This window comes from Devosia sp. CAU 1758, assembly GCF_054482695.1.
The window spans coordinates 374,221-388,858 of the sequence record NZ_JBTLRJ010000004.1; the positions used below are offsets into that span (position 1 = coordinate 374,221).

Here is a 14,638-nt window from a genome sequence, read left to right on the forward strand (position 1 = left end):
CTCGGGCATGACCGGATCAATATGGCGGGCTTTGCCACATTTTGGGAACGAATTGGCTCCTCTCGAAGTTGTTATGCCATTGCGTCACTCAAAAGAGGGCTTTCACATGAACTCGATCATCTACCTCGTTGGCCTTGTGGTCATTGTCCTGGCCATCCTCTCTTTCATCGGCCTGGCTTGAGCCAGTTCAGGAGGAGAACATCATGAGCATGGATTCACCGGCCGGCATCGCCGTCGTCGAAACTGAAACCCAAACCGCCGAGACGAGCTACGTCGATTGGCCCGCGATTATTGCCGGCATTGTCTTCGCCACTGCAATCTCGCTGGTGCTGATCAGCTTCGGCTCCGCAATTGGCCTTAACTTCATAGATTTCAACGCCCGAGAAGGTGCGGCGCCGGTTTTGATTGGCATTGCTGCGGCCAGCTGGTTCCTCTGGGTGCAGATATCGTCCTTCATGGCTGGCGGCTATCTCACCGGCCGCCTGCGTCGGCGCCACTATGACGCCAGTGAAGACGAAAGCGACATGCGCGATGGTGCCCATGGCCTCCTGGTCTGGGGCGGCGCCCTGATTATCGGTGCCATGCTCGCTGTCAGCGGTCTGGGAACGGCGGGAAGCATGGTTGGTTCGGCATTGTCCACGGCCACCACGGCAGCCTCCAATGCGGCCGAAGGCTCGGGGGAAATGATGGACCCCAATGCCTATTTCGTTGACACCCTGTTCCGCGCCAACACGCCTTCCGATCCGGGCGTGGCCCGCGACGAAGCAAGCCGCATTTTCGCTCGGGCAGCCCTTGAGAATGGCGCTGTTGCCGAGGAAGACCGCACCTATCTGACCAATGTCGTGGCTGCAAATACTGGCCTGGCACCAGAAGAAGCCCAAGCGCGTGTCGATCAGGTCATTGCCGATGTCGAAACCGCCCGCCAGGAAGCTATCGAAGCTGCCCGTATTGCCCGCAACACGGCCATCATCGCCGCCTTCCTCCTTGCTGCCTCTTCGCTTGTCGCCGCTATCGGCGCCTATTGGGCGGCACAGAAGGGCGGCAACCATCGCGACAAGAACGCTGCTTTCCCCAGCGTCTTCCGTCGCTTCTGATCTGAGCCAGAAAGGAGAAATGCCATGTTGGGCGGACTGTTGCTTTGGCTGATCGGCGTGCCGATCTGGTTGATTATCATCCTCTTCCTGGTCTTCTGACCAGAACAACCAAAGGCGGGGCGCAAGCCCCGCCTTTTCATTTCTATTGGTTATCGCATCAAGCCGAGTAGGCACGGGGTCACTTCCGCAGTCCTCGGATCACCGCCTCCATAGCGGCGCGATAGGCGTCCAGTTCTGCCCTGGGTGCCAGGGCCGCACGGTCGAACAGGGCACCGAGCAGTTGGGCGGTGGGTTCAACCGCCACGTTCCGCAGCACACCGGCATCCACCGCGCATTGCACGCCCTCGACCAGCGTCCTCTGCCCATAGCGCTGGTTGATGGCATCGAGCGCCTCGCGATCCAGCACCGCCGGCGCGTCGATCAGCATGATGCGTCGGCGCCCCTCGTCCTGCATGGCGGCGAGAAACCCCTCTCCACCGGTCACCAAGGCCTCAATCATGTCCGCTGGCGCTGCTGCGCCCTCGGCGACGCTTGTGATCGCTTCTGCCACGGCGCGATGCTCATCCTCTACCACGGCCTCGAACAGCGCCAATTTGTCGGCAAAGTGGTGATAAAGCGCGCCGCGCGTCACCCCGGCCGCAGCAACAATTTCCGGCGTTCCGGTTCCGGCATAACCCTTTTCGGCAAAAAGCGATCGCGCGGCCCGCAACAGCGCCATGCGCGTCGTTTCCCGCCGTTCTTCCTGCGTTCGTCTTGCCTCTTGCATACATACTGCCTGTATGTTAGTTACATGATACATGCAGTATGTATCTAACTCAGACGCATCGCAAGGAGACTAAAATGAAGTTCACCAGCATGTTTCCGCTCATCCATGTGCGCGACGTCGCGACCAGCGCCGCGTTCTATCAGAAGCATCTCGGCTTCACGCCGGTCTTTGTCAGCGACTGGTATGTGCATCTGCGCGGCCATTCCGAAGGGGTCTTCGAAATGGCGCTGATCGACTACACCCATGATTCCATCCCCGAGCCCGGCCGCCAGCCCACCAGCGGCTTCATCCTGAGTTTCTACGTCGAGGATGCCGCAGCCGAGGCCGAGCGCCTCGCCGCCCAGGGCGTCACCATTGCCCAGCCCCTGCGCGACGAGGTATTCGGCCAGCGCCACCTGATCGTCTCCGATCCCAATGGTGTCCTCATCGACATCATCACCCCCATCGATCCCGACCCGGAATGGCTGGCCGCCCAACAGGGCTAAGAGAAAGGAAGGACGAGAAAAAGAGGCACGGCGCGGCGCCGCGCCTCATTGCCGCACGACCGACCTGTGCTAGCTCTGGGTGCCCCACACCCGGAGCCTTTCATGCCCAGAACCCTTTCCGCCTTCTCCGCCAATCGGCTCGACGGTACGCCACAATCACTTGGCGAGTTCGCTGGCCATGTGGTGCTCGTCGTCAATGTCGCCAGCCATTGCGGCTTCACCCAGCAATATGAGGGCCTCGAGACGCTCTACCAGACCTATCGGGAGCGCGGCCTGGTCGTGCTGGGCTTTCCCTGCAATCAGTTCGGCGAACAGGAGCCGGGAACGGCGGACGAGATCGCCAGCTTCTGCGCCACTAACTATGGCGTCAGCTTCCCCATGTTCGAGCGTATCGATGTCAATGGAGACGCCGCTCATCCGCTGTTCGAGTGGTTGAGAGAATCCGCACTAGGCCCGCCCGGCAGCGAGGCCATCCAGTGGAACTTCACTAAGTTTCTCATCGATCGCGACGGCGCCGTGGTCGCGCGCTACGCCCCGACGACGGAACCAGCGGATATCCGTTCTGATATCGAACCGCTGCTGTAGCCCATCGCCACAGCTCTCATCACATTCATTCCGCTGTGGAACGGATTGGTGGCATTCCCGTTCATTTCGCAAGGGGCGGATACGAGCTCGCCGGCCCCGGCGTGCTCCCCTTGCCAAAAAAAAAAGGCGGCATTAGCCGCCAGTAGAAGGAATGACACAATGAAAAAGACCCTTCTGGCCTCCGTGGCCGTGATTTCGCTTGCCTTTTCGCTGCCGGCCATGGCGCAGACCAGCGGTACCGTTGATGCAAATGCTGGCGCTACCATCGGTGCTACTGGCGGCGCGGCCGGCGGTGCAACGCTCGGCTTTCTCGCTGGCGGCCCTATCGGCGCGGTGATCGGGGGCTTCGCCGGTGCGGTGATCGGCGCCGAAGCTGGCATTGAATCCTCGACCATTGAATATGTCGGGAACAATCCGGTTGAGACGGTGACCATCCAGGGTTCTCTTGACGTTGGCGCCGCAATTCCCGCCGAGGTGACTGTTTATCCGATCGAAGGCGACGACAACCATGGCTATTTCTACGCCAATGGCCGCGTCTGGATCGTGGCGCTCGACAGCAATACCGTGGTTTATTCCCCCGGCTATGTCGTGAACCAGTCCGCCGCAGACTTCGCCATCAATAACCCAGTCGATCCCATCAATGCCGAGGGCGATGTGGTTGTGGGCTATGTCCTGCCCGAGGACGTCAGCATCAACACCATCCCGGACAGCTCCTTCTACGGGTATGTCTATATCGACGGCCGCCCAGCGCTGGTGGAAAGCTCCTCGCGCACTGTGGTCTGGGTTCAGTAAACTCAGTTTCTCGCAGCAAGGCCGCCCGGACGATCGTTCGGGCGGCTTTGCTTTGTTCTACCAATGCTTTAGATTTCGCACCTGAGACAGATGCCGGCGGCTCAAAAGGCCGGTCTGTGGAGGCGTGCCGATGGCCGATATTCTTGACTATTGCGCGGATCTTGCCGAGATCAGGTTCAAGTCCGGCCAAGTCATGCTGCCCGAGGGCGAACGGCTTGGAAAGCTGCTGATCTTGATCGAGGGCCAGGTAGAAGTCGTTCGCGAACGCACCCAGGTCACCCATGTGGATGAGCCCGGCTCGATTTTCGGGGAACTGGCCGTGCTCCTCGACATGCCCCATTCGGCCACGGTCAAGGCGCTGTCGCCGGTTCGGGCCTATGAAATTCCTGACGCGCTCACCTTTCTCGATGGGCATCCCGAGATGAGCCTGCACATCGCCACCATGCTGGCCCGGAGGCTCTACTACACCACCTCCTACCTGGTGGATTTGCAGCAGCAGTCCGCCGGCAAGCGGCAGGATCTCGATCTGGTCGACCAGATTCTATCGACCCTGATCGATCCGGCCGAGACCGGCAAGAAGCGGAAATGACTGGCAAGCCATCGGTTACCATCGCCTATTGCACCCAGTGCAACTGGCTGCTGCGCTCGGCCTGGATGGCCCAGGAACTGCTCTCCACCTTCTCGACCAAACTGGATCGGGTGACACTGATCCCCGGCACCGGCGGCATCTTCGAAATTCATCTCGACGAGGAACTGCTCTGGGAGCGCAAGCGCGATGGCGGCTTCCCCGATATCCGCCTGCTCAAGCAGAAGTTGCGCGACCGTATCGACCCTGACCGGGACCTCGGTCATGTCGACCGGATCAATCTCGAACAGTAACGGGTTCTCAATTGCCCTGAGTGCATGCATGCCGAGATGGTGGAAGCCCAGCGGCACCCCATTCCCAAGGTCCACGCGCTTGGTCTAGTCTCCGGGTAAATCACTCCGGGAGACGATCAAGACATGAACATCAAATCCGCTCTTCTTGCCGGCGCCGCCATGGTGCTGGCCGCCTGGCCGGTTGCCGCTCAGGACCTGCCCGATCTCGGCGGGCGCACCATCCATGCGGTCACCGAAAATGCCTATTATCCGCTCAATTTCGCCGGCCCCGACGGGCAGGGCATCGGGCTCGAATATGATGTCATCAACGAGGTCGCCAAGCGCCTCAATGCGACGGTCGAGTGGGACCTGACCGCCTGGGACGTGATGATCGAAAGCGTGCGCACCGGCCAGTTTGACATCGGCGCCGATGGCATCACCATCACTGCCGAGCGTGAAGAGCAGGTCGATTTCACCGATCCCTTCATCACCGTCGAGCAATATTTTCTGGTCCGTGCCGACGAAGAACGCATCACAGGACCGGGAAGCTTTGCCGAAAACACCGACCTCTTGTTCGGCGCCCAGGCCGGCACCTCCTCCTTCTACACCGCCATCTATGATGTGCTCGATGGCGACGAGGCCAATCCCCGTGTCAAAACCTTCGACAGCTTTGGTGCTGCCGTGCAGGCGGTCAAGGCCGGCGACGTCGATGCGGTGATCGCTGACCAGGCCGCTTCGGCCGGCTATATCGGCGCCGATCCCGGGGCCTTCAAGCAGGCCGGCGATGCCATTAAGTCCGACCCCTTCGGCTTCATCCTCACCCCCGGCTCGGATCTCGTAGAACCCGTCAATGCCGCCTTGGCTGCAATGAAGACCGACGGCTGGCTCGACGAACGCATCAATTACTGGTTCTTCGAATACGCGGCGGAGTAATCCGCTGACCACTGAGAGCGGTCTCACTCCACCCTTGAACCCTCCCCTTTGCGTGAGGGTTCAAGCGTGGGGGTTCCGGCCCATCCGCCACGCCGACGCCAGCGTTTAGACCGCCCATGACCTATCGCCCCCGCCCGCCATCGCTCCTCTCCCGCATGCCCTGGTGGCTGCTGGCCATTGGACTGCTGTTCGTGCTCGGCTTCTGGGCGATCAGCGCCGATGGCACTTATTCGTCTATTTTCCGCACCCTTTCGGGCGGCGTCGTCACCACGCTCTGGGTGACGATATTCGCCTTCGGCGCTGCAACCATTCTGGGGCTGCTGGTGGCGCTGGCGCGCACCTCGGGCAATCGAATGCTGCGCGAACTGGCGACCTTTTATATCGAGATCATCCGCGGCATCCCCATCCTGGTCTTTCTCTTCTACATCGCCTTCGTCGCCGCCCCGGCCATGGTGGCGGGTTTCAACTGGCTCCTGTCGCCCTTGATCGGCATAGGCTGGATTGAACCGGCGACAGTGCGCGGCTTCGATTTCGTTTGGCGTGCCATCTTCGCGCTCACCGTCTGCTATTCGGCTTTTATCGCCGAGATTTTTCGCGCCGGCATCGAGGCGGTGAGCCGTGGTCAGATCGAGGCGGCCCGTTCGCTTGGCCTTTCCCGCTGGCGCTGCTTCCGCCTTGTCATCTTCCCGCAGGCCTTGCGCACCATCCTGCCCCCGCTGGGCAATGATTTCGTATCCATGGTCAAGGATTCGGCGCTGGTGTCGGCCCTGGGGGTGCAGGACATCACTCAATTGGGCAAGCTCTCGGCCTCCTCGAGCTTCCTGTTCTTCGAGACCTATAATGTCGTCGCCTTCCTCTATCTCACCATGACCATCTCGCTCTCGCTGCTGGTGCGCTGGCTGGAAAAGGCGATGGATGGAAAAGTGGTGCGGTAGCCCTTCTTCCTCGCCACCATGTATGCTGCGTTCCTTCGCCTCCCTCTCTGCAAGGCGGGGGGCGCGACGTCGCGGCTTGCTCAATGACCTTGCACCGGGCCGCCCTCCACCCCATCTTCGACCCACCACTCCGGAGGACCCCATGCATCCCATCGCCCGCCTTGCCATCGTCGCTGTCGCCGCCATCTCGCTTGCTGCCTGTGGCAATCGCAACGAGGTGGGCAATGTCGGGGTCGACTGGACCGGCAATGACATTTCCATCGAGGCCGTGGCCGATCCCGATGTCGACGGCGTGGTGTGCCATCTCTCCTTCTTCAACCGCTCCTTCATTGATCGCATCAGCCAGGGCAACTGGTTCGAGGACCCTTCCTACTCGGCGCTCGATTGCTCGGCCGTGGGACCAATTACGGTGGGCGATATTTCCATGCGCGGCGGCGGCGAGGAAATCTTCCAGCAGGGCCGCTCGCTGATCTGGAAGTCGCTGCGCGTGACCCGCATCTATGACAGCGCCAATAATGCGCTGATCTACCTGGCTCATGCCCGCCAGATCCAGCAGGGTTCGGGCAAGATGAGCCTCTCGGTGGTGCCGCTCAACGGCCTTGGTGTCACCTGGGAGAACGGCGCGCCGGCCTCCCAGCCGATGCAGGGGTCGGTCATGGTTGTAGGCGAGTAATCGGCGCTGTTCTGAGCTGCCCCACCTCGCCGCAAAGCCTTGCCGCACTCGGCCCCAACTAGGCAAAGCGTTTCCGCTTATGCCGCTTCAAGCGGCGGGTGCGTGCACGATATTCTTCAATCTACAAACAGTGGACCCGCGAGCAGCGGGCAAAGGAAGACAAAAATGGCAATCCTGATCGGAGATACCGCTCCAGATTTCACCCTCGCCTCCACCGAGGGCTCCATCCACTTCCACGATTTTATCGAGGGCTCATGGGCCGTGCTGTTCAGCCACCCCAAGAACTTCACCCCGGTCTGCACGACCGAACTGGGCTACACCGCCAAGCTCAAGGATGAGTTCGCAAAGCGCGGCGTCAAGGTGCTGGGCCTGTCGGTCGACAAGCTTGAGGACCACGCCGGCTGGGCCAAGGACATCGAGGAAACGCAGGGGTCGGCCCTCAATTTCCCGCTTCTGGCTGATACCGAGGGTGAGGTCGCGCGCAAATACGACATGATCCACCCCAATGCCGACAACACGCTGACTGTGCGTTCGCTCTTCGTCATCGGGCCGGACAAGAAGGTGAAGCTCAAGATCGAATACCCGGCCTCCACCGGCCGCAATTTCGATGAGATCCTGCGCGTCATCGACAGTCTGCAACTGACTGCCAAGCACCAGGTCGCGACCCCGGTGAACTGGAAGAACGGCGAGGACGTCATCATCGTCCCGGCCGTGACCAATGAGGCGGCCAAGGCCAAGTATCCCGAGGGCTGGAAGGAACTGAAGCCCTATCTTCGAATTGTGCCACAGCCGCAGGACTGATCCCCCGGCACTCCGTTTCTCCCTGACCAACTTGAGGGCGATGGCACCACCATCGCCTTTTTCTTTGTCGAGTGGGGTATGTTGGTGCCACATTCGTGCCGCATTGCGCCCCGCCAGACCGTCCCCTCGGTTGTCCTTCCCGGCTTGCAAGGCGGCAAATGTGCCGGATTGAGACGGTTTGCAGGAACCGTTGCGCATGGGCCACACCGAGCAAATCGGTTCCCCGATGTGTCGCATACCGGTGGGAGAAAGGCGCTTCTCACCAGAGATCATGGATTCAATTTCTACAGTTTTCCGATTGAGGCGGAGTGCGTTCGTTAGCGGGCGCGAAAATCCGTGCTCTTCTTGCCGCAGATTGGACCTCGAAATCCGACATCCGGCGGCTCGCCAATATTCGGTCCGCAACTGCCCTTATTGAAGCGTCATCGACAACTTCAGTGAGCCTCTAGACCATTGACCAATAAAGCCGTTCTCGCCGCCGCATCGGCCGCAGCCCTCCTCCTTTTATCTCCTGCAGCCTATGCCCAATGTGGCGGCGCCTCCTGGTACGGTCCCGGATTTCACGGCAAGACCGCAGCATCCGGGCAGACCTTTGACCAGAACGCCATGACCGCGGCGCACCGGACCCTTCCCTTCGGCACCCAGGTTGAAGTGACCGATCAGAGCACCGGCAAGAAAGTTCAGGTCACCATCAACGACCGTGGTCCTTTCCACGGCAAGCGTATCATTGACCTGTCCAAGGGCGCCGCAGCGGCCCTGGGCTTCCAGAACAAGGGCGTGACTTCAGTCTGCATCGCGCAGCGCTAGGTCAACCCCGTCTGCAAGATTAAAGGGCCGCCCGGCAACCGGGCGGCCCTTGTCATGCCGGCTCGATTTCGGAGGCGAGCACCGCCGCGATCTCGGCCATCACCGCTGCCGGCAGCGGCCCCTTGTCCAGCGCGCCCAGATTGTCGCGCACCTGCGCCTCGGTCTTGAAGCCGGGAATGGGGAAGGTGTGCGGCGACCGCGCCAGGATCCACCCGAGCGCGCCCTGGGCCGGACTCCGCCCGCCGCTGGTCAGCAGGTCCCGCAGCGCTTCGAGCCGCGCCAGCGCTTCGGGCGTCGGTACCCCGTCCTTGAAATGCTTGACCCAGCCATGTCCAGCCCCGCGCACATCGCCATTGCCGAAGCGGATGTCGGCGCTGAACTTGCCCGAGAGCAGGCCCATGGCCAGCGGCGAACGGTTGAGACTGGCCAGCCCCGCCTCGGCGCAGAGCGCGAGCATGTCCGGCCCGTCATGGAACACATTGAGCTCCTGCTGCACGGCGGCAAAATGCGGGAATTTCAGCATGCGCCGCGCCGCCTTCGCATCATCCGTGCTCCAGCCCCAGGCGCCGATGCGCCCCGCCTTCGCTAGCCTCTCCAGTGCTTCCCCTGCTGCGTCGGCTTGCGCCTCGGTCAGTTCGCCCGGATGGATCTGGTAGAGATCGATACAATCGGTGCCCAGTCGCCTGAGCGATTGCGCATTGGCCCAGTCTATGTAAGCGGGCGTCACATCAATGCCCAGCAGGGCCCGCGTGCTTGCGTCATAGGTAAATCCGAACTTGGTGGCGATGATCACCTCGCTCCGCCGCCCCTTGATTGCCGCCCCGATCACCTCCTCGCTATGACCGGTGCCATAGGCATCGGCGCTGTCGATCAGGCTCGCCCCGAGGTCGAGGCCGATCTGGATGGCGCGGATCGATTGGGCATCGTCCACCTCGCCCCAGCCATCATTGCGGCCATCAAGGGTAAAGTGCCCACCAATGGCCCAGCAGCCGAGGCCAATGGGCGCTGCGGTCCGGCCGGTCCGGCCCAGGTAGCGCCCTTGTATGCGTTCGGTGCTCATTTGCGATCTCCCTCGATATTGAGCCTGGCGACAAAGTCGTCGATTTGGTCGCGCTCAATGCCCATGTCGGCGAGGATCCTCGTGTCGAGCATGGACAGCTTGCGGCGGGTCACATTGCGCATGTGCCAGTCATGCAGCCGGCGAGTCAGGGGTTCGAACATGGTGTCGTCTCCTCGTTTGATTGGCATGCAAAAACCAGGCTGCAAACGCTTGGCGTTCGCATTGCAATTTTGGCGCTACATGGCCAGTTGCGAGGCCACGTCCAGGCCTCGTCGCAACCTTTATTGCGTAGGCCCAGTGACCTGCGCTACGGTCGAGAACGCAATACACTTTGCAGGAATGAAAAATGGATTTTTCCTGGGATGATCTGCGCCTGTTTCTCGATGTCGCGCGGTTGGGCGGGCTGACTGCCGCGACCCAGACTACGGGCCTCTCGGCGGCGACCCTGGGGCGCCGGGTGACAGCGCTGGAGCATCAGGTGGGTGAGCCGCTTTTCCTGCGCAGCCAGACCGGCTATCGCCTGACCCCATCGGGCGAGGAGTTGCTGCTGCGGGCCGAGGAGGTGGAGGCGGCCATGCTCTCGCTCAAGCGCTGGAAGGACGGTGCCATTGGTGAGCGGGTGGTGCGCGTCTCAGCGGGGCCCTGGACCTCGGCCTTCCTCGCCCGCCACATCGCCAGCATCTGGACCGCCGCCGACCGCTTCGCGCTCGAACTGGTCACCGCCAGCCACAAGGTCGATATCGGCCGCCGACACGCCGATATCGGCCTCAGGAACCAGCGCCCCACCGAGCAATGGCTGGCCGGGCGGCTTGTTGGCAAGGTGGCCTACGGGCTCTACGCCCGCCCTGAATTGATCAGCGGCGTGGCCGCTGGCTATTTCGTCGGCGTAGCGGGGGAGGGTAGCCAGACCCAGTCGGCCCGCTGGCTCCATGCCCGCCATGGCGACCGCGTCGCGACCCGCGGCAATGATGCCATGAGCGTGCTCGAACTCGTGGCGGCCGGGGCCGGCATATCGGTCTTCCCCTGCTTTGTGGGCGATAGCGATCCGCGTATTGCCCGCATGGCGGGCGTGATCCCGGAACTGGAAACCGAGCAATGGCTGGTCTGCCACCATGAGGAACGCCACGCCCCCGCCGTCCGCCTCGTCACAGACCGCATCGCCGCCCTCATGCGCGAACATGCGCCGCTCTTTCGAGGCGAGGCGCGCCAGAATAAATAGTGTCCGTAGAAAATATCTTGCATTAGCGCTATGTTAGTAGCTTGCGACCAGTATTCCAGCTGGACGCAGTAATATTGGCGGCGATGCAATGCGCGCATACGCTTATGTCGTGGGCCCCGAAAGCGGGCCGGGAGCGGCACTTCTGGATATGGCTCGGGGACTCGGCTTTGGCGGGGTCGCTCCCTTTTCGACCATTGCCCAGGCTGAGCGACAGGCCCAGTCGACGCCGCTCTGTTATTTCCTGTTCGCCGCCACCGACGATCTTGGCTCGCTACGCGGCGTGGCCGATGCGGTACGGTTCAGCACTGCACGGCGACTGCGCTTTTCGCCGCTGATCTATTTCGCCGAGAGCCCCTCGGTCGAGATCATCAATGCCTGTCTCAATATGGGGTTTGACGACATCATCACCATGCCCTTCACCCGCAAGCGGGTGCTGGAACGGGTGTCGCGCCAGGTCGGACAGAACTTCGTCTATTACGAGACACCCAACTATTTCGGGCCGGATCGGCGAGGGCGCAATGGCCAGCAGGCTGCGTCCCATGACAATCGCAAGGGCGGTCAGTTCCGGCGTCTCGAAATCGTGCGTAACCTGATGACCGGCGTCAATGTAGTCCGCGACGACCATTTTGCGCCGGCTGCCGTGTGACCCGAATGCAATCGTTGCAATAAACCATTCTGCGTCTCCTGCAGGTCTATTCTCAGCCCTGCGGAAATGGCCTAGCTTAGCCTATCGATCTTTCTTGAGCACTTTACCAAAATGCGATTCGGCCTTGCGCTGCCGCCCCAGATCAAGGTCTTCGGGGCCTTCTTTGTTTATTCCTTCTGCATGGGGTCAATGTTTCCCCGCCTTCCCGACATCCAGGAAGCCATGGGCGTGGGCGAGGGGCAGCTTGGCCTGGCGCTGATCGGCTCGGCTGTCGGCACGCTGATTTCGCTGACCTTTGCCGGGCGCTTTATCGAGGTCATGGGCTATCGGCGCGTGCTGCTCGCCGCCATTCCCCTGCTCTCGGTACTCTATGCGCTCTCCATGTGGGCGCAAGGGCCCCTGATGTTCTTCCTGCTGCTGGTGCCGGTGGGCCTCACCATTGGCTGCATCGAGATCATTATCAATATCGAGGCTGACCGGGTCGAACACGCCATCGGCCGGCGCATCATGAGCCGCGCCCACGCGTTCTGGAGTCTTGGCTTTTTCTCCGCCGGCATGGTGGGCGCCTTCATCGCCCAGACCGGCCTCGCCCCCCAATGGCACCTGCTCATCATGATCCCGGTCGTGCTGGTGGCGACCCTCGTCGTGCTGGGACAGTTCCAGCCTGCCGCTCATCGCACCGGCTCCAGCACCGACGAGACACCGCGCCTGGCCAAGCCGACCCTCACCATCATGATGCTGGTGGGCGTCTGCCTGTCGGCCATGCTGATGGAAGGCGCCGGTATCGACTGGTCGGCCATCTATATGCACGACATCTTCCAGGCCGAACCTTTCTGGGCGGGCTTTGCTGTGGCGGTCGTCGCCGGCTCGCAGGCCTTTGCCCGCTTCTTCGCCGATGGCTTTGTCGAGCGCTACAATCCGGTCAAGGTGGCGCGGGTGCTGCTGACCATTCTGGGGCTGGGCGTCATCATCGTCTTCTTCGCGCCTGTCGCCTGGTCGGCCTATCTCGGCTTTGCTCTGATTGGCATCGGTTCCAGCGCCCTGTTCCCGCTGGCCATGTCGGCTGCCGCCCAGCAGACCGACCGCCCCGCAGCCATCAACGTGGCGGCGCTGGCGCAATTCTCCTTCACCGCCTTCCTCCTCGGGCCGCCGCTGCTGGGTTATGTCGCCGAGCATTTCGGCATCCAGTGGACCTTCGGCGTCGGCCTGCCGCTTGTGGCCCTGGGCATTGTCACCGCTCAGGTGCTGGCGCCCCGTCCCGTGACCCGGCTCGTGACGCCATGATCGCGCCCCAGCACCGCATCTATGCCTGCTTCTTCTCCTTCGCGGTGGCCACGGGCGCGCTGATGGCGCGCCTGCCCGAAATCCAGACCCATCTCGGCGTTTCCGAGGGGCAGTTGGGACTCACCATGATCGGCATGGCCATCGGCTCGCTGATCTCGCTGACCGCCGGGGCACCCATCGTCGAAAGGCTGGGTTTCCGCACCACCGCCTTCATTTCCACGCTGGGTCCGGCCATCCTCTTTGCTACCATCCCCTGGCTGCCGGCCGCGCCGGCCGTCTTTGCGGTGCTGGTCCTGGTCGGGCTATTGGCGGGGGCGCTGGAGATCAATCTCAACCTCGAGATCGACCGGCTCGAAACGCTCACCGGCAAGCGCTACATGAACCGGGCCCATGGCTTCTGGAGCGTCGGCTTCTTCTTCACGGCGCTCTTCGGCGCCATGATTCGCCAGTCCGGCCTGTCTGCGGGCCTCCATCTGGCGCTCGTCGCCCTCATCATCGTGCTGGTCGCCGGCTATCTGATCTATGGCGCCACCAACACGCCCAAGACAGCACGCAGCCAGACCGAAGTGGGCGGGCACACATTCGCCTTCCCCAATGTCGGCCTCCTGCCGCTTTGTCTCATCGGCTTTGCGGCCTTCCTCGTCGAGGGGGCGGGCATCGACTGGTCGGCCATCTATATGCGCGATGTCTTTGCCGTGGAGCCAATTGTTGGCGGTATGGGGCTGACACTTTTCGCGTTTTTCATGGCCCTGATGCGCCTGACCGCCGACCCCATCGTCGCCCGCTATGGGTCGCGCAATGTCGCCATGGTCATGCTGGGTTCGGCCAGCCTCGGTGCGCTGCTGGTCGGCATCGCGCCCGGGCCCGAACTGGCGCTGGCCGGTTTTGCGCTGATGGGCGCGGGCTGCTCGGCGGTCTATCCGCTCGCCGTGTCCGCCGCAGCTCAACGCACCGACCGGCCGGCAGCGGTCAATGTGGCGGCCATCGGTCAGGTGAGCGTGGTTGTCTTCTTCCTTGCCCCGCCGCTGCTCGGCTTCGTGGCCGAATTCATCGACATCCGCGCCTCCTATCTGGTCTGCCTGCCCTTGCTGCTGGCGGGCCTCTGGGCATCGAGTTTTGCGCTTGGCACAAAAAGGGTGGAAACTCCATTGGGCCTGCCACCCGAACCGCTCGGACCCAATGGCTGAGGAACTGCCGCCCCAGGATTTGCCGCCCATTGTCGACCTGCGCCAGTCGGCCACGGCCCTGCGCGTGCAGCGCGGCGTCATGCGCATGCTGCGCGAGCGGCACGACATGGCCTGCTACGCCGAAGTGCCTTTGGCCAATGGCCGCCGCGCCGATGTGTTGGCCGTGGGGCCAAAGGGCGAAATCTGGATCATCGAGATCAAATCGAGCCTCATCGATTTCCAGGTCGATCGCAAATGGCCCGAATACCGCGAATTTTCCGACAGGTTCTTCTTTGCCAAGCCTCCTGAGCTCGACGCGGAAATCTTCCCCCAGAGCGAGGGCCTGATCGTTGCCGATGGGCATGACGGCGCCATCCTGCGCGACAGCCCGGACACGCCGCTCGCCCCCGCCCGCCGCAAGGCGCTGATGCTCAAGCTCGCGCGTCTCGGCGCCGACCGCATCCACGTGCTGATGGACCCGGGGCCCCGCATCTGATCCAATCTTTCCCCCGTGCCAACAATGGCTTAGACCCG

19 protein-coding genes are annotated in these 14,638 nt (G+C 62.3%); 16 read left to right on the forward strand and 3 right to left on the reverse strand.

From position 1 onward, the window contains the following. Positions 1 to 203: 203 nt before the first annotated feature. Complete coding sequence (locus ACXYMS_RS15280) at positions 204 to 1,094, forward strand: hypothetical protein (RefSeq protein WP_458907667.1); 891 nt, start codon at positions 204 to 206, stop codon at positions 1,092 to 1,094. Positions 1,095 to 1,272: 178 nt separating this feature from the next. Here the strand turns inward: ACXYMS_RS15280 and ACXYMS_RS15285 are convergent, their stop codons facing one another. After that, positions 1,273 to 1,812: a TetR/AcrR family transcriptional regulator gene (locus ACXYMS_RS15285; RefSeq protein ID WP_458907668.1), complete on the reverse strand. Its 540-nt coding sequence runs from the start codon at positions 1,810 to 1,812 to the stop codon at positions 1,273 to 1,275. 122 nt (positions 1,813 to 1,934) lie between these two features. Between ACXYMS_RS15285 and ACXYMS_RS15290 the strand changes: the two genes are divergently transcribed. The 10 genes from ACXYMS_RS15290 (at position 1,935) to ACXYMS_RS15335 (ending at position 8,729) form a co-directional block, all read left to right on the forward strand. After that, a complete protein-coding gene (locus ACXYMS_RS15290) occupies positions 1,935 to 2,345 on the forward strand; it encodes a VOC family protein (RefSeq protein ID WP_458907670.1) in 411 nt (136 codons plus the stop codon). 102 nt (positions 2,346 to 2,447) lie between these two features. Next, complete coding sequence (locus tag ACXYMS_RS15295; protein WP_458907672.1) at positions 2,448 to 2,930, forward strand: glutathione peroxidase; 483 nt, start codon at positions 2,448 to 2,450, stop codon at positions 2,928 to 2,930. Between the two features lie 159 nt (positions 2,931 to 3,089). After that, positions 3,090 to 3,722 (forward strand): DUF1236 domain-containing protein, encoded by a 633-nt coding sequence (locus ACXYMS_RS15300; protein WP_458907674.1) that lies wholly within the window; start codon positions 3,090 to 3,092, stop codon positions 3,720 to 3,722. Between the two features lie 130 nt (positions 3,723 to 3,852). Next, positions 3,853 to 4,311, forward strand: a complete 459-nt coding sequence (locus ACXYMS_RS15305) for a Crp/Fnr family transcriptional regulator (RefSeq protein WP_458907675.1) — start codon at positions 3,853 to 3,855, stop codon at positions 4,309 to 4,311. Continuing rightward, positions 4,308 to 4,601, forward strand: coding sequence for an Rdx family protein (locus tag ACXYMS_RS15310; protein WP_458907676.1), 294 nt, complete (start codon positions 4,308 to 4,310; stop codon positions 4,599 to 4,601). The genes ACXYMS_RS15305 and ACXYMS_RS15310 overlap by 4 nt, the downstream gene beginning before the upstream one ends. A gap of 123 nt (positions 4,602 to 4,724) precedes the next feature. Beyond that, a complete protein-coding gene (locus ACXYMS_RS15315) occupies positions 4,725 to 5,513 on the forward strand; it encodes a substrate-binding periplasmic protein (protein WP_458907678.1) in 789 nt (262 codons plus the stop codon). Positions 5,514 to 5,629: 116 nt separating this feature from the next. After that, on the forward strand, positions 5,630 to 6,448 hold the full coding sequence (locus tag ACXYMS_RS15320; RefSeq protein ID WP_458907680.1) for an amino acid ABC transporter permease: 819 nt from the start codon (positions 5,630 to 5,632) through the stop codon (positions 6,446 to 6,448). Between the two features lie 142 nt (positions 6,449 to 6,590). Continuing rightward, positions 6,591 to 7,121 carry a CreA family protein gene (locus ACXYMS_RS15325; protein WP_458907681.1) on the forward strand — a complete coding sequence of 177 codons (531 nt, stop codon included), beginning with the start codon at positions 6,591 to 6,593 and terminating at the stop codon, positions 7,119 to 7,121. Between the two features lie 165 nt (positions 7,122 to 7,286). Next, positions 7,287 to 7,922, forward strand: coding sequence for a peroxiredoxin (locus tag ACXYMS_RS15330; RefSeq protein WP_458907683.1), 636 nt, complete (start codon positions 7,287 to 7,289; stop codon positions 7,920 to 7,922). Positions 7,923 to 8,375: 453 nt separating this feature from the next. Continuing rightward, entirely contained in the window at positions 8,376 to 8,729 is a 354-nt protein-coding gene (locus ACXYMS_RS15335; RefSeq protein WP_458907684.1) for a septal ring lytic transglycosylase RlpA family protein, read from the forward strand. Between the two features lie 52 nt (positions 8,730 to 8,781). Here ACXYMS_RS15335 and ACXYMS_RS15340 read toward each other — a convergent pair whose 3' ends face one another. Both ACXYMS_RS15340 and ACXYMS_RS15345 read right to left on the reverse strand, forming a co-directional pair. Beyond that, positions 8,782 to 9,789, reverse strand: a complete 1,008-nt coding sequence (locus tag ACXYMS_RS15340) for an aldo/keto reductase (RefSeq protein ID WP_458907685.1) — start codon at positions 9,787 to 9,789, stop codon at positions 8,782 to 8,784. Then, positions 9,786 to 9,950: a DUF1127 domain-containing protein gene (locus tag ACXYMS_RS15345; RefSeq protein ID WP_458907686.1), complete on the reverse strand. Its 165-nt coding sequence runs from the start codon at positions 9,948 to 9,950 to the stop codon at positions 9,786 to 9,788. The genes ACXYMS_RS15340 and ACXYMS_RS15345 overlap by 4 nt, the downstream gene beginning before the upstream one ends. A 185-nt stretch (positions 9,951 to 10,135) precedes the next feature. Here ACXYMS_RS15345 and ACXYMS_RS15350 point away from each other — a divergent pair, with 185 nt between their 5' ends. The 5 genes from ACXYMS_RS15350 (at position 10,136) to ACXYMS_RS15370 (ending at position 14,600) form a co-directional block, all read left to right on the forward strand. Further along, positions 10,136 to 11,008: a LysR family transcriptional regulator gene (locus ACXYMS_RS15350; protein WP_458907687.1), complete on the forward strand. Its 873-nt coding sequence runs from the start codon at positions 10,136 to 10,138 to the stop codon at positions 11,006 to 11,008. Positions 11,009 to 11,096: 88 nt separating this feature from the next. Next, positions 11,097 to 11,654, forward strand: coding sequence for a response regulator (locus tag ACXYMS_RS15355; protein ID WP_458907688.1), 558 nt, complete (start codon positions 11,097 to 11,099; stop codon positions 11,652 to 11,654). A gap of 111 nt (positions 11,655 to 11,765) precedes the next feature. After that, entirely contained in the window at positions 11,766 to 12,938 is a 1,173-nt protein-coding gene (locus ACXYMS_RS15360) for an MFS transporter (RefSeq protein WP_458907689.1), read from the forward strand. Then, entirely contained in the window at positions 12,935 to 14,125 is a 1,191-nt protein-coding gene (locus tag ACXYMS_RS15365) for an MFS transporter (RefSeq protein ID WP_458907690.1), read from the forward strand. Before ACXYMS_RS15360 ends, ACXYMS_RS15365 begins: the two co-directional genes overlap by 4 nt. Continuing rightward, entirely contained in the window at positions 14,118 to 14,600 is a 483-nt protein-coding gene (locus ACXYMS_RS15370; RefSeq protein WP_458907691.1) for an MmcB family DNA repair protein, read from the forward strand. The genes ACXYMS_RS15365 and ACXYMS_RS15370 overlap by 8 nt, the downstream gene beginning before the upstream one ends. Positions 14,601 to 14,638 lie beyond the last annotated feature (38 nt).

Bases quoted from the DNA above. Each gene is read 5' to 3' on its own strand.
- ACXYMS_RS15280 (WP_458907667.1), top strand. From the start codon at position 204: ATGAGCATGGATTCACCGGCCGGCATCGCCGTCGTCGAAACTGAAACC.
- ACXYMS_RS15285 (WP_458907668.1), bottom strand. From the start codon at position 1,812: ATGGCGCTGTTGCGGGCCGCGCGATCGCTTTTTGCCGAAAAGGGTTAT.
- ACXYMS_RS15290 (WP_458907670.1), top strand. From the start codon at position 1,935: ATGAAGTTCACCAGCATGTTTCCGCTCATCCATGTGCGCGACGTCGCG.
- ACXYMS_RS15295 (WP_458907672.1), top strand. From the start codon at position 2,448: ATGCCCAGAACCCTTTCCGCCTTCTCCGCCAATCGGCTCGACGGTACG.
- ACXYMS_RS15300 (WP_458907674.1), top strand. From the start codon at position 3,090: ATGAAAAAGACCCTTCTGGCCTCCGTGGCCGTGATTTCGCTTGCCTTT.
- ACXYMS_RS15305 (WP_458907675.1), top strand. From the start codon at position 3,853: ATGGCCGATATTCTTGACTATTGCGCGGATCTTGCCGAGATCAGGTTC.
- ACXYMS_RS15310 (WP_458907676.1), top strand. From the start codon at position 4,308: ATGACTGGCAAGCCATCGGTTACCATCGCCTATTGCACCCAGTGCAAC.
- ACXYMS_RS15315 (WP_458907678.1), top strand. From the start codon at position 4,725: ATGAACATCAAATCCGCTCTTCTTGCCGGCGCCGCCATGGTGCTGGCC.
- ACXYMS_RS15320 (WP_458907680.1), top strand. From the start codon at position 5,630: ATGACCTATCGCCCCCGCCCGCCATCGCTCCTCTCCCGCATGCCCTGG.
- ACXYMS_RS15325 (WP_458907681.1), top strand. From the start codon at position 6,591: ATGCATCCCATCGCCCGCCTTGCCATCGTCGCTGTCGCCGCCATCTCG.
- ACXYMS_RS15330 (WP_458907683.1), top strand. From the start codon at position 7,287: ATGGCAATCCTGATCGGAGATACCGCTCCAGATTTCACCCTCGCCTCC.
- ACXYMS_RS15340 (WP_458907685.1), bottom strand. From the start codon at position 9,789: ATGAGCACCGAACGCATACAAGGGCGCTACCTGGGCCGGACCGGCCGG.
- ACXYMS_RS15345 (WP_458907686.1), bottom strand. From the start codon at position 9,950: ATGTTCGAACCCCTGACTCGCCGGCTGCATGACTGGCACATGCGCAAT.
- ACXYMS_RS15350 (WP_458907687.1), top strand. From the start codon at position 10,136: ATGGATTTTTCCTGGGATGATCTGCGCCTGTTTCTCGATGTCGCGCGG.
- ACXYMS_RS15355 (WP_458907688.1), top strand. From the start codon at position 11,097: ATGCGCGCATACGCTTATGTCGTGGGCCCCGAAAGCGGGCCGGGAGCG.
- ACXYMS_RS15360 (WP_458907689.1), top strand. From the start codon at position 11,766: ATGCGATTCGGCCTTGCGCTGCCGCCCCAGATCAAGGTCTTCGGGGCC.
- ACXYMS_RS15365 (WP_458907690.1), top strand. From the start codon at position 12,935: ATGATCGCGCCCCAGCACCGCATCTATGCCTGCTTCTTCTCCTTCGCG.
- ACXYMS_RS15370 (WP_458907691.1), top strand. From the start codon at position 14,118: ATGGCTGAGGAACTGCCGCCCCAGGATTTGCCGCCCATTGTCGACCTG.